The following is a 13,287-nucleotide window of genomic DNA, read 5'->3' as shown; positions in this document are numbered from 1 at the left end:
GATTGGAGGAAGTCAAAATGAACAAATTATTAGAAGTAAAAAACCTTTCAACTAAATTTAAAACAGATCGTGGAATAGCACACGCGGTTAGATATGTAAACTTTTCGATTGATATAGGTGAAACAATGGGACTTGTTGGGGAAAGTGGTAGTGGGAAAAGTGTAACAGCTAAATCCATTCTTCGATTAGTTGATAAGACAAGAGGTACTATTTCTGGTGAAATTCTTTTAGAGGATTCTAATTTACTAGTAAAAAAAGAAAAAGAAATGCAAAAAATTAGAGGGAATAGCGTATCAATGATTTTCCAAGATCCAATGACCTCGCTTAATCCCTTATTCACAGTAGGTGATCAAGTAGCTGAAGTATTTCGATATCATAAAAAAATGAAAAAAAGTGATGCAAAAAAAGAAACGATAAAACTTTTGGACCTAGTAGGTATTCCTTCTCCTGAAAAAAGATATATACAGTATCCACATGAATTTAGTGGGGGAATGCTGCAACGTATTATGATAGCAATTGCACTTGCTTGTAGACCAAAGCTACTAATTGCGGATGAGCCGACTACAGCATTAGATGTTACCATTCAAGCACAAATTTTAAGGTTAATAAAAAAACTACAAAAAGACTTTTCAATGGGTGTACTAATGATTACCCATGATTTAGGTGTTGTTGCGGAAGTATGCGATAAAGTGTCTGTTATGTATGCGGGGGAGATTGTAGAGAGTGGAGATGTACAAACAATTTTCAAATCACCAATGCATCCGTATACACGTGGGTTAATGGAATCGATTCCTAAATTGGGAGAAAAAGCTAAGATGCTTAATCCAATAGAAGGTTCACCTCCTGACTTACATAAAGACATTATAGGATGCCCATTTGCTGAGCGATGTAAAAACAAGACCGATTTCTGTTCATTGGAAGCACCTAAACTGAGAAAACTAGACGATGGCCATTTAGTGTCTTGCCACTACGCTGAAAAGCTATTAGAGGAAAGGATGGTTACTGTATGACAAATACACTATTGAAAGTAGAAAATCTAGAAAAGTACTTCCCAACAGGTAAGCGAAGTTTCTTTGGAAAACAGGAGCAAGTTCTTAAAGCAGTTGACAACGTTTCATTTGAAATAAAAGAAGGTGAAATCTTTGGACTAGTTGGGGAGAGTGGATGCGGGAAGTCTACTCTAGGGCGCTGTATTACTCGAATTATAGATCCAACTGCAGGGAATATTACTTTTGACGGAGAAAACATTACAGAAGCCGATGCAACTAGATTAAAGGTATTACGAAGACAAATGCAAATGGTTTTTCAAAACCCTCATTCTTCGCTGAATCCTAGAATGACGATTAGGCAAGCATTTTCTGAAATTCTAAAGGTTCATGGTCTAGCAAAAGGAAAAGAAACAGTAAGAATGGAAGAACTTCTTGAAAAAGTTGGACTTCCCAGTAACGCTTTAGATCGTCATCCTCATGAATTTAGTGGGGGACAGTTGCAAAGAATTGCTATTGCTCGTGCACTTTTAGTAGAACCTCAATTTATCATGGCAGATGAACCCGTTTCTGCGTTAGACGTTTCAGTACAAGCACAGATTTTGAATTTATTAGTAAAGTTAAAAGAGGAGTTATCTCTTACGATACTCTTTGTTGCACATGACTTAAGTGTAGTGGAACATGTGAGCGATCGAGTTGCTGTAATGTATTTAGGGGAAATTGTTGAGATGGCTGACGTAGAACAGTTGTATAAAAATACCCTGCATCCTTATACAAAAGCGCTAATGGCAGCAATTCCGATTCCTGATCCAAATGCAAATAGAGTAGATTTAATTTTGGAAGGAGATTTACCAAGTCCTATTGATTTACCAAAAGGGTGTCGTTTTGCCAGTCGTTGTGTGTCTTGCATGGAAGTTTGTAAAAAAATAAGCCCTTCTTTAAAGGAAATAAACTTAGGGCATTTTGTCGCTTGTCATTTATATGAATGAGGAGGGGAAGTAGTGTACAAAATTTTACCTATGACAAGATTAGGATTAGCAACAATTCAACAAAACAGATCCAAAGTAATCAAAAAGGTAAATGAGTTGTTATATAATGATGAACTTGTATATCGAGTGGAAGAAAAGATTAGATGTATTACAGAAAAATTTCCAGAGGGCCATTTGCTATTTCCAGGGAGTATAGTTGTATCAAGCGAAACTTTACTAGAAAAATGTCAAACAGATTTAACGAATGAGGATATTACATCTTCTCTTTCACGACTAAATTTAGTAAAGAAAATTGCTTTTTTTGATGGGCTCAATTGTGGCTCGTTTTGTTCGGATCCATTCTATTTGTTTTTTCAAACTTTTGGACTAAAAGTAGATAGAATTTCTGACGCAGATATTAGAAATGGAATATTAAACGAATATGAATTGTTAATCGTCCCAGGGGGTCCAGACGCTGGGGAGTCATACTATGAAGGGCTTGGAGAAAAAGGGTATGAAGAAATCCGTGAGTTTGTGAGCAATGGTGGTAAGTATTTAGGTTCTTGTGCCGGAAGTTATTTTCCACTCATGGCTGAACCGAATACAATTCCATCAGATGTTTGGTTAAATATGATTCCAGCAACAGATTTACATGGACTTGATTATTGGCGTACAGGTACTGGTTTCGTACGAGTCGAATTTGAAGACGTAATGCATCCAGTTGCATTAAATGTCGCAATGGGGAATCCGAGTACGATTGATATGATTTATTGGGAAGGACCTGCATTTGAATTATTGGAAGGTGCGGATATACATGTCATTGCAAGATTTAAGGACTTTATTGCATCTGGGAAATCTCTCCCATCTTGGAGTTTAGAAAACAATGAAATAGCAGAGAACGCAATGAAATGGGCTAATCCTTTAACTTCGGAAAGATTTGATGAGCACTTAAAAGGATACCCAGCAATCATTGAAGCACCGTACGGAAAAGGACATATGGTTCTGTTTTCCCCACATGCAGAGTTCGGAACATGTGGTACTGATCATTCAATGGATGAAAACCCAAATTTTCTACTTTTGATGAATAGTATTTATTATCTTTCAGGAAGAGGAGAATGAATATGGAAACGTTAACTTGTGAATCAGGAATTATTTACGAATTTAATAAAAAGAATAATTACACGAAAAAGGTTACATCTGGATCCACACTCCGGATAGAAACTTACGATTGTTTTAAAAATCAAATTCAATCGGAAGAAACAGTAGCAGAAGAAATTGACTGGAATGAGATTAATCCAGCAACTGGTCCAATTTACGTGGAGGGTTCGGTTCCAGGTGATATTTTAAAAGTAAAAATTGAAAAAATCGAAATAGGAAATCAAGGGATAATGGTAGTTGGTCCAAATTTAGGAGTGATGGGACATCGTATAGAGAAGATGTCCGCAAAAATTCTTCCTATAGTAGATGATAATATCATATTTAATGAGATTAAAATTCCTTTGAATAAAATGATAGGAGTAATTGGAGTAGCTCCAGCTGGTGAAGGTGTAAATTGTGGGACTCCGGGAGCCCATGGTGGCAATATGGATAACAAAATGATTACTGAAGGTTCAACATTATACTTTCCGGTATTTGCCGAGGGTGCACTTTTTAGTTTAGGTGATTTTCATGCTGCCATGGGAGATGGGGAAGTAAGTGTTTCCGGTGTAGAGGTACCTGGAGCTGCTACAGTTACATTGGAAGTGATTAAAGGAGAAACACTTCACCATCCAATGCTAGAAAATGATGAAGTGTTTACACAAATTGTATCTGCTCCAACATTAGATGAGGCAACAAAAATTGCAACAGAAGAAATGATTCAAAGAATAGTAGAGAAATCGACATTATCTATTGAGGAAACTACTATGTTAATGAGCGCAGTTGGTCAAATTGAAATTTGCCAAATTGTAGATCCATTAATGACAGTACGTTTTGTCGTTCCAAAATGGTTATTACAGCAAATGAACGTAATTCTTATTGAAGGAGAGAAAGGATGACATCATTAAAGCGTTATTTAAAAGAGTTAAATGACTTAGTTGCTGTTTCAGGTGAAGAAGATGAAGTTGCTAACTATATAAAAAAAGAATTTGAAAATACTTCTTTTCAATCCTTCGCAGATGGTTTGGGTAATCTCACGTATATTAAAAAAGGACAAAGTGGAAGCCTAAGCCTTTTATTAGCTGCACATATGGATGAAATCGGCTTTATCGTTACATATATAGATAACGATGGATTCGTCTATATTGGTCCAATTGGTGATCATGATGATCGAATGGCAATAAACCAAGTGCTTCAAATAAATACAGAAAAAGGGATAGTGAAAGGTGTAACTGGTACAAAACCTGCACATGTATTAACTTCTAGTGATATGCAAAAAGCGATAATGTTGAAAGACATCTTCTTAGATGTTGGAACTTCATCTAAAGAAGGCACAGAGAATCTTGGAGTTGAAATTGGTGACTATATTACTTTTGATAGAGAAGGACAGTTTTTAAATGGTGGACCAATTTTCACGGGAAAAGCCGTAGATAATCGCTCAGGTTGCGCAATACTTATTGAAGTGATGAAAAGAATTGAGCATTTAGATATCCAACCTACAGTTTATGGAACTGCTACAGTTCAAGAAGAAACAGGAATCCGTGGAGCAGCACCAGTCGGATATACTGTTCAGCCGACAATCGCACTAGCTATTGATGTAACACTTGCAGGTGGTTTACCGGGACATGAAAAGCAAGAATTACCTGTTTACCTAGGCAAAGGCGCTGCTATAAAGTTTTATGATGAAGGTATTTCGGTTCCGAAAAAGTTATCTCGTAAACTTGTGGAAACAGCAAAAAAGTATAATATACCATATCAGCGAGAAGTTCTTCTTAAAGGTGCTACAGATGCTAGGGCGATTAGTGTCTCTGGAAACGGAGTCATGACTGGTGCAATCTCAATTCCTTCTAAATATATTCATTCGGGAGTAGGTTGTGTTCATATTGATGATATGGAGAATGTAGTAGAATTAATCGTTCGTTTTATAGAAGAAATGACGGAAAGTTTATAAACACAACAAGCGCACGTTCGTAAATCGAGCATGCGCTTGTTTTTGTGTACAACGACTTATTTGAAATACCTTTCTGAACACAGTATACTTAGTAAAAAGGAGGTTTCTCAAAATGCCTACTGAACAACAATATTTTGAAAAAGCTAAACCACTTGCACAATATATGGATGACATGACAACAAAAAAAGAAGAATCTTTTCGTATATATAATCAGTTCGAAGTTCCAGCGGATGATGAATTTATTGCCGTATTAAAAGAATCTGCACCACATATACTAGTAATAACAGAAGACTGGTGCGGTGATGCGATGCTGAATAATGCCATTCTACGTAAAATTGCAGAAGCAGCTGGAATCGAAGTTCGTGCTGTATATCGGGATGAAAATGTGGATTTAATCGATCAATATTTAACGAACGGAGGTCGCTCCATCCCAGTTTATTTATTGATAAATAGCAATGGAGAAGTTATTGGCAAATGGGGGCCTCGAGCTGAGAAAGTGCAACAATTCGTTGCAGAAGGTCGAGAAAAGCTACCTTCTAAAGAAGACCCTAGTTTTGAAGAAGTGCAAAAAGCATTTTATGAACAAATGACGAAAGAGTTTATCGACAATAAAGACTTTCATTTAGCTGTATACGAAGATATTCGAAATAACTGGCTACAAGCACTTCAAAATTAAATGATGGAAAACTAAATGAAAAAGAGTCGGCATCAGTCGGCTCTTTTAGTAATGGAATGAAACTTTCAAAATAAATTAGTCACTATGTAATAAAAGAAATGGTGAGGTAGGAAGGGAAATCTGTATGAAACGTGCACGAATCATATATAATCCAACTTCTGGTAGAGAACTTTTTAAAAAGAATTTGCCAGAAGTATTGGAGGCTTTAGAAATTGCGGGATTTGAAACATCTTGCCATGCGACAACAAGCGAAGGAGATGCTACGATTGCCGCGAAGAAAGCAGTCCAAAATGGCTTCGACTTAATCATTGCTGCAGGGGGAGATGGAACATTAAACGAGGTTGTAGCGGGTGTAAGTGAATTTGATAAACGACCAAAAGTTGGTCTGATTCCAATGGGAACAACGAATGATTTTGCTAGAGCAGTTCATATTCCTAGGGATATCCAAAAAGCTGTGGAAATCATTATTAAAGGAGATACCATTCCAGTCGATGTTGGACTTGTAAATGACCGTTATTTTATTAATATTGCAGGTGGCGGAAAAATCACGGAAATTACATATGAAGTACCTAGTAAGTTAAAAACAATACTAGGGCAACTTGCATATTACCTGAAAGGGATTGAAATGCTACCATCTATTAATGCAACAAAAGTAAAAATCGAATATGACGATGAAGTATTTGAAGATGAAGCGATGATGTTTTTAGTTGGACTTACCAATTCAGTAGGAGGCTTTGAAAAGCTTTCACCAAGTTCAAGCATTAATGATGGGAAGTTTACATTATTAATTTTGAAAAAATGTAATATCGCTGATTTTATTCGGCTTGCGTCGTTAGCTATTCGTGGTGAACATTTAAATGACCCACATGTTATATCCACAAAAGCAAAACATATTCGAGTTACTTCAGAAGACAAAGTACAGCTGAATCTAGATGGTGAATATGGTGGAAATATTCCAGCTACCTTCGAGAATTTATACAGACATATAGAGGTTTTTGTACCAATCGATGAAATTCGAGAAGAGGACAGACCGTAAAAATAAACCCAGCATTCCTTCGTGATTGCTGGGTTTTTATAGTACTTTATACTAAGCATACATATTTGTCACATTAACCCATGGAAATGTTGGAAATAAGACAAGGATCGTTATTTTAAAGATTCTATTTTAGGGTAATATAGAGGCAAGGGGAGTGGAGCACATGTATAAAAAACAAGAAAAGTACTTAATGTGGCTTGCTTTTATTGTTGCAGGAATAATGATGTTATCGATTATCGGGAGAATATTTGGAAGTTAAGGAGGAATGAAGTGTGGGAAATACAGAAGCAGTGTTTTTTAGTCGTGTATTAACTGAATTGACCTTATCTTTTCATATTATTTATGCAACCATTGGCGTAGGTGTACCGCTTATGATAATGATTGCACAATGGGTTGGAATCAAAAAGAATGATGAACATTATATATTACTTGCAAGACGATTAGCGCGTGGTTTCGTTATTACAGTGGCTGTTGGTGTTGTAACCGGAACAGCAATTGGCTTACAACTTTCTCTATTATGGCCAAACTTTATGCAATTAGCGGGAAATGTAATAGCACTTCCTTTGTTTATGGAGACGTTCGCATTTTTCTTTGAAGCTATTTTCTTAGGTATTTATCTATATACTTGGGATCGTTTTGAAAATCAAAAGAAGCATTTATTATTACTTATCCCAGTTGCTATTGGTGCTTCTGCATCTGCGGTATTCATTACGATCGTAAATGCATTTATGAATGCACCTCAAGGGTTTGACGTATTAGATGGAGAACTTATTAATATCCAACCTTTAGTTGCTATGATGAATCCAGCAATGCCAACAAAAGTTGCGCATGTACTTGTTACTGCGTATATGACAAGTGCCTTTGTTCTGGCATCTATCGCAGCATTTCGATTACTAAAAGGTTCCAACCATATTTATCATAAAAAATCTTTATTTTTAATGATGAAATTAGGGCTTGTTTTTGCCATTGCAACAGCAATTATCGGAGATTTTTCAGGTAAGTATTTGGCGGAATACCAACCTGAAAAATTAGCAGCAGCAGAGTGGCATTTTGAAACGCAAGAAGGGGCACCGCTTGTATTATTAGGAATATTAGATGGGAAAGAAATAAAATATGCTTTTAAGGTTCCATATGCGCTTAGTATTTTAGCACATGATAATCCGTTTTCAGAAGTAACTGGACTAAATGATTTCCCTGAAGACGAAGTTCCACCACTTTATATTCACTATATGTTTGATGGAATGGTCATGATCGGTATGTTTTTGCTATTCCTATCCATTGTTTATGTGTTTGGTAAAGTAAAGAAATTTAAGTTCATCTCTTCAAGATGGTTACTTTGGGTTGTTGTAATGGGAGGACCTCTCGCGGTACTTGCTATTGAGCTAGGATGGTGGCTTGCAGAAGTAGGCCGACAGCCATGGATTTTAAGAGGATTTATGCGTACATCAGAAGGAGCAACTACAAGTGAACATGTAGATATAATGTTAGTTCTATTTGCGGTATTATATCTTGTATTAGGGGTAGGAAGTATCGTAGTGTTGCGTAGAATGTTCCGAAATAATCCAGTTGAACAAGAACTGGAAGATCGACATGCTGAAAAGGGCGGTGATTTCTCATGACACTTGAGATTGTTGGTATTTCCGTATTATGGATTTTCTTGTTCGGTTATTTAATCATCGCCTCCGTTGACTTCGGAGCAGGTTTTTTTAATGCTTATAGCTTGTTAACGGGAAGACAACATATTTTGACGAACATTATCCAACGTTACTTATCTCCTGTTTGGGAAGTAACAAACGTATTTTTAGTGTTTTTTTTCGTAGGGACAATTGGATTTTTTCCGAAAACCGCTTTTTTTTACGGTACAACATTACTCGTACCGGCAAGTATAGCAATTATCTTATTGGCAATTCGTGGCTCGTATTACGCTTTTGAAACATACGGTTCTCGTGGGCATAAAGGATATTCATTTATGTATGGTTTAGCTGGTTTGTTTATACCAGCATCACTTTCGATTGTATTAACGATATCGGAAGGCGGATTCGTATCGATGATAGACGGTCAACCTGTTCTTGACTATTGGGGGCTTTTCACGAATCCATTAACATGGAGTATTGTAGTTCTGAGTGTGGCTGCTGTATTGTATATCTCCGCTGTATTTTTAACGTGGTATGCGGACAAAGCAGGTGATTCGAAGGCAACTAGTTTAATGAGGAAATATGCGCTCATCTGGGCTTTGCCACTTATGATTACAGCTACAGGAATAATAGTAGAATTACGAGATCATAATGCAGAACATTATAATCGTATGATTGATTTTTGGTGGTTATTTGGCATTTCGGCTCTTATGTTCATCGGTACCGTATGGTTTGTTTGGAAACGAGAGAAGTACGGTCTAGCACTTAGCTTATTAATCGGACAATTTGCACTTGCCTTTTTTGCTTATGGTATTTCGCACTATCCATATTTACTGTATCCACACTTAACTCTTTATGATGGATTTACCAATCCAACGATGGCCATTTCCTTAATTATTGCGTTCATCGCAGGACTTGGATTATTAATTCCTTCCCTGTATTTGTTGCTAAGACTATTTTTGTTCAATAAAGACTATGTTCGTGGAAAAAGAGACAATCACGCATAAGGAGGAGCAACATGACAAATTTTCTTATTTTTTATGCACCATTTATCGTTGTCATTGCCTCGATTGTAGTAGCATTCTGGGTAGCACCGAAGGATAAATCAGTTTCAGAATAATAAATGAAAGGAACCTCAGATGATGAGGTTCTTTTTTGGATATGATAAAATAGGGAAAGAATATGTTTAGAGAGTTGGAATTTACTATGAAATACGATGTTTTATTATTTGATTTGGATGATACATTACTCGATTTTGGTATGACTGAACTCAATGCACTTCAACATACATTTGAAGAATATGGATTGCCTAACGGTGTAGACGATTATTTAGTAAGCTATAAAGCGATTAGTAAAGTGCTATGGGATGATTTAGAACAAGGACGTACAACTATGGCAGATTTGAAAGCAGAGCGTTTTAAACGACTATTTTTAGAATATAGCTTAAATCTAGATGCGGCTGCTTTTGGGCAGAAGTATATTGAAAGCTTAGGAAAAGAAGTTCATATGATTGACGGAGTGGATGAAATGTTTGCCAGTCTTTCTGGCTGTAGATTTGCCTTACTCACAAACGGTTTTAAAGAGGCACAGCATGGAAGAGTAAATGGATCATCACTTAAAGGTATGTTTGAGGCCATTATTACTTCAGAGGAAACAGGATTTCAAAAACCCCAGTCCCAAATATTTGAATATGCGCTTAATAAATTGAACATAACAGATCCTTCTCGTGTATTAATGATTGGAGACTCGCTAACATCCGATATCCAAGGTGGGAACAATTTTGGACTGGACACTTGTTGGTTTAATCCTCATTCAAAGGAAAATACGTCCGGAATCCAACCTACTTACGAAATTCAAGCATGGAATCAATTAATGGAAATCGTTCGTCCACATTTAATGGAAGTATAATAACAAAGTGATTGTGTAAGTAAATAGTGGTACATTTCCGTAAAATACATGATTCAACTGATTTACAAGCTTGCGTTATTTTTGTTTAGTGAAAGTAAATTTGGTATGATTTCTTCATGTGCAACTGAAAGGGCGAATATATATATGATTTCAGAACAAATTGAACAGTTTCAACATATGAAAAAGAATATGACACGTTTAATGCTCATGTATAAATTTGCATTAGCTGAATTAGAAACAAAGATTGAGATTCTTCAAGAAGAATTTTTAATGATTCACGATTATAATCCAATTGAACATATAAACTCGAGATTGAAGGCTCCAGAAAGTATATTGAGTAAACTTAATCGAAAAGATAAGGGAATTTCAGTAGAAAGTATACGAGAAAATGTGAGAGATATTGCGGGAATGCGTGTTATTTGTTCATTTATCACAGATATTTATCAAATTTTTGAAATGCTAGAAAGCCAAAGTGATCTGAAGATTTTAGAAGTAAAGGATTATATTCAGCATCCGAAGAACAATGGTTATAAAAGTTTGCACCTATTAATAGAAATTCCTGTTTTTATGACTGATTGTAAGGAACTTGTGACTGTAGAGGTTCAAATTCGTACAATAGCAATGGATTTTTGGGCAAGCCTTGAACATAAAATATTTTATAAATATGATCAGTTCGTACCTGAAAGAATGTTAAAAGAGCTAAAAGAAGCGGCAGATTCCGCATTTGCGTTAGACCAAAAGATGGAGCGACTTCACAATGAAGTTAAAATAATTAAAGATGAAAATAAACTTGAATCTGTGGATGAACTTACGAAGTTAATGATTAAAAACCAACATGGAACAATTCCAACTGCTTTCTTGGAAATGCTAGATAAAGTGTAAAACAGACGTCACAATGGCGTCTGTTTTACACTTTTTAAAGGATGCTTTATACCAAATAGACATACATTTTTGGTATAATGGAGGAATCAAAACTAGAACGGAGAAATAAAGTGAATACACCAGTAACCAAAAATGATCGAATCACAGTTCATATAGAAGACTTAACGCATGACGGAGCAGGGGTTGCAAAAGTCGATGGATACCCACTATTCATACCAGGTGGTCTGCCAAATGAAACAGCAGAAATCCATGTGTTAAAAACATTAAAAAACTATGGCTTTGCAAAATTAATAAATATCGTAGAGCCATCTCCATTTCGAGTAAAAGCTCCATGTCCAGTATTTTCAGAATGCGGAGGCTGCCAACTGCAACATATGACATATGAAGGACAGCTTGTCTGGAAAGAAAATATGGTGCGGAATGTCTTGAAGCGAATCGGAAAAATTGATGCCCCTGTTTTGCCAATTAAGGGAATGGAGAAACCATGGGAATATCGCAATAAATCACAAATCCCATTCGATTTAGAAAATGGACAAGTAGTGGCAGGTTTTTATCAATCTAAATCGCATCGTATAGCAGATACGAATACATGTTTAATCCAATCAGATTCGGCAGATCGATTGCTACGTGCTGTGAAAGTAAAAGCATTAGAGCTAGATTTAGTCCCATACAATGAAGAAAATAGAAAAGGCCAATTACGGCACCTTGTCGTTCGTAAGGCTCGTAAAACAGGGGAAGTAATGGTTGTTTTAGTAACCAAACATCCGAAGTTATCGAAAGAGGATGCCATAATTGAATTCATTCAAACAATTGAACCAAATGTAACGTCCATTATTCAAAACGTGAACAATCGCAATACGAATGTTATTTTTGGAGATGAAACAAATGTACTTTGGGGTAAAGCGGTTATTGAAGATCGAATAGGGGATGTACGATTTGAAATATCTGCTCGTTCATTCTATCAAGTAAACCCAGAACAAACGGAAGTACTTTATAAGCAAGCCCTTGACTATGCACAGCTTTCAGGAGATGAAACAGTAATCGATGCATATTGCGGAATTGGGACCATCTCCTTATTTCTAGCACAAAAAGCAAAACAAGTGCTTGGCGTAGAAATCGTTCCTCAGGCAATTGAAGATGCAAAACGAAATGCAGAATTGAATGGCTTCACAAATACGTATTTTGAGGCAGGACCTGCAGAAGAAGTTATTCCAAAATGGTATAAAGAAGGTAAGCAAGCAGATGTACTAGTAGTGGATCCACCACGAAAAGGATGCGACGAAGCATTGCTAACTACGATAATTGAGCAACGTCCTAAGCGAGTGGTTTATGTATCTTGCAACCCAGCTACGCTTGCCCGCGATTTAAGAATTTTAGAAGATGGTGGGTATAAGACGATGGAAGTACAGCCAGTTGATATGTTTCCGCAGACAACACATGTGGAGTGCTGTGCGTTGATAGAGTTGAAATAGCTTAGCGGCAATAGGTTCAGCTATTTTCAGTTGAATAGTGAAGTGTGTTTTATATTCCCTCGGATGAATGGTTCGGGGGATTTTTTGATCCCCGGGGGTCTTACTCTTACGCGGAAAAAAGGTATTTTGTAATTTTAATCCACAAAAATCTTTAGAAATTGCGGTCCAATTCGCAGCGTTATTTGGCAGCTTAATATTAGTATCAACAAATATTCGCGGAAGACCTACGTTGCGTTAAGCCCTTAAGAATCGACTTTTAAGTGCCGTGTAGCCAAACGACCTAGTAGGTCTGCTAAACGGACCGTATTTGGCTCCGCTAATCTTCTCCTAATTGTCGAGTGACTGATCGATTCCACTACGATTTCTTCTAAAAGCTTGGGTTTTGACTAAAGAACGATTTCAATTTTTCGTTGACCCTCTCTCCTAAAGAGGCTTACAAGAATTAATATTTTCACCAAAGAAAAGTCAGTGAGTTTTTTCACATCATAGTCCATAAGCGGACAAGCTAAAACATTAGTAGGTAAATTAGATAAATATTGACGGAAGACTAAATTTTTGTGTACACTTTTCATGTGTGAACTTTTGATTGTGTAGGGAACTGATTTAGTTGTCGTTTCTTTACCTACATTAGGAGTTT

General features: G+C 36.5%; 13 protein-coding genes. All 13 read left to right on the top strand.

The annotated features are described in order from the left end of the window. Positions 1-17 precede the first annotated feature (17 nt). The 13 genes from ACEPXD_RS16005 (at position 18) to rlmD (ending at position 12,650) form a co-directional block, all read left to right on the top strand. On the top strand, positions 18-1,010 hold the full coding sequence (locus ACEPXD_RS16005; protein WP_391117515.1) for an ABC transporter ATP-binding protein: 993 nt from the start codon (positions 18-20) through the stop codon (positions 1,008-1,010). Then, complete coding sequence (locus ACEPXD_RS16000) at positions 1,007-1,975, top strand: ABC transporter ATP-binding protein (RefSeq protein WP_391117513.1); 969 nt, start codon at positions 1,007-1,009, stop codon at positions 1,973-1,975. Before ACEPXD_RS16005 ends, ACEPXD_RS16000 begins: the two co-directional genes overlap by 4 nt. A gap of 12 nt (positions 1,976-1,987) precedes the next feature. Continuing rightward, entirely contained in the window at positions 1,988-3,073 is a 1,086-nt protein-coding gene (locus ACEPXD_RS15995) for a BPL-N domain-containing protein (RefSeq protein ID WP_391117511.1), read from the top strand. Positions 3,074-3,075: 2 nt separating this feature from the next. Then, positions 3,076-3,990, top strand: coding sequence for an acetamidase/formamidase family protein (locus tag ACEPXD_RS15990; protein WP_391117509.1), 915 nt, complete (start codon positions 3,076-3,078; stop codon positions 3,988-3,990). Beyond that, positions 3,987-5,042 carry a M42 family metallopeptidase gene (locus ACEPXD_RS15985; protein WP_391117507.1) on the top strand — a complete coding sequence of 352 codons (1,056 nt, stop codon included), beginning with the start codon at positions 3,987-3,989 and terminating at the stop codon, positions 5,040-5,042. The genes ACEPXD_RS15990 and ACEPXD_RS15985 overlap by 4 nt, the downstream gene beginning before the upstream one ends. A gap of 112 nt (positions 5,043-5,154) precedes the next feature. Next, positions 5,155-5,718, top strand: coding sequence for a thioredoxin family protein (locus tag ACEPXD_RS15980; protein WP_391117505.1), 564 nt, complete (start codon positions 5,155-5,157; stop codon positions 5,716-5,718). A gap of 124 nt (positions 5,719-5,842) precedes the next feature. Next, complete coding sequence (locus tag ACEPXD_RS15975) at positions 5,843-6,754, top strand: diacylglycerol kinase (RefSeq protein WP_391117503.1); 912 nt, start codon at positions 5,843-5,845, stop codon at positions 6,752-6,754. Positions 6,755-7,026: 272 nt separating this feature from the next. Continuing rightward, entirely contained in the window at positions 7,027-8,373 is a 1,347-nt protein-coding gene (locus ACEPXD_RS15970) for a cytochrome ubiquinol oxidase subunit I (RefSeq protein ID WP_391117502.1), read from the top strand. Further along, on the top strand, positions 8,370-9,395 hold the full coding sequence (locus tag ACEPXD_RS15965) for a cytochrome d ubiquinol oxidase subunit II (RefSeq protein WP_391117500.1): 1,026 nt from the start codon (positions 8,370-8,372) through the stop codon (positions 9,393-9,395). Before ACEPXD_RS15970 ends, ACEPXD_RS15965 begins: the two co-directional genes overlap by 4 nt. A gap of 11 nt (positions 9,396-9,406) precedes the next feature. Further along, positions 9,407-9,508: a cytochrome bd oxidase small subunit CydS gene (gene cydS / locus ACEPXD_RS15960; RefSeq protein WP_391117498.1), complete on the top strand. Its 102-nt coding sequence runs from the start codon at positions 9,407-9,409 to the stop codon at positions 9,506-9,508. 86 nt (positions 9,509-9,594) lie between these two features. Then, positions 9,595-10,296, top strand: coding sequence for a YjjG family noncanonical pyrimidine nucleotidase (locus ACEPXD_RS15955; RefSeq protein WP_391117496.1), 702 nt, complete (start codon positions 9,595-9,597; stop codon positions 10,294-10,296). Between the two features lie 144 nt (positions 10,297-10,440). Beyond that, positions 10,441-11,178 carry a GTP pyrophosphokinase family protein gene (locus ACEPXD_RS15950; RefSeq protein ID WP_391123306.1) on the top strand — a complete coding sequence of 246 codons (738 nt, stop codon included), beginning with the start codon at positions 10,441-10,443 and terminating at the stop codon, positions 11,176-11,178. 77 nt (positions 11,179-11,255) lie between these two features. Continuing rightward, positions 11,256-12,650 (top strand): 23S rRNA (uracil(1939)-C(5))-methyltransferase RlmD, encoded by a 1,395-nt coding sequence (gene rlmD, locus ACEPXD_RS15945; protein ID WP_391117494.1) that lies wholly within the window; start codon positions 11,256-11,258, stop codon positions 12,648-12,650. Positions 12,651-13,287 lie beyond the last annotated feature (637 nt).

It is taken from the genome of Psychrobacillus sp. L3, assembly GCF_042945595.1.
GTDB lineage: Bacteria > Bacillota > Bacilli > Bacillales_A > Planococcaceae > Psychrobacillus.
Note: the sequence above shows the minus strand (reverse complement) of the source record. Positions and strands in the feature narration are given on the sequence as shown.

Coding starts and splice junctions, on each gene's coding strand:
- ACEPXD_RS16005 (WP_391117515.1), top strand. CDS start 18: ATGAACAAATTATTAGAAGTAAAAAACCTTTCAACTAAATTTAAAACA.
- ACEPXD_RS16000 (WP_391117513.1), top strand. CDS start 1,007: ATGACAAATACACTATTGAAAGTAGAAAATCTAGAAAAGTACTTCCCA.
- ACEPXD_RS15990 (WP_391117509.1), top strand. CDS start 3,076: ATGGAAACGTTAACTTGTGAATCAGGAATTATTTACGAATTTAATAAA.
- ACEPXD_RS15985 (WP_391117507.1), top strand. CDS start 3,987: ATGACATCATTAAAGCGTTATTTAAAAGAGTTAAATGACTTAGTTGCT.
- ACEPXD_RS15980 (WP_391117505.1), top strand. CDS start 5,155: ATGCCTACTGAACAACAATATTTTGAAAAAGCTAAACCACTTGCACAA.
- ACEPXD_RS15975 (WP_391117503.1), top strand. CDS start 5,843: ATGAAACGTGCACGAATCATATATAATCCAACTTCTGGTAGAGAACTT.
- ACEPXD_RS15965 (WP_391117500.1), top strand. CDS start 8,370: ATGACACTTGAGATTGTTGGTATTTCCGTATTATGGATTTTCTTGTTC.
- cydS (WP_391117498.1), top strand. CDS start 9,407: ATGACAAATTTTCTTATTTTTTATGCACCATTTATCGTTGTCATTGCC.
- ACEPXD_RS15955 (WP_391117496.1), top strand. CDS start 9,595: ATGAAATACGATGTTTTATTATTTGATTTGGATGATACATTACTCGAT.
- ACEPXD_RS15950 (WP_391123306.1), top strand. CDS start 10,441: ATGATTTCAGAACAAATTGAACAGTTTCAACATATGAAAAAGAATATG.
- rlmD (WP_391117494.1), top strand. CDS start 11,256: ATGGAGGAATCAAAACTAGAACGGAGAAATAAAGTGAATACACCAGTA.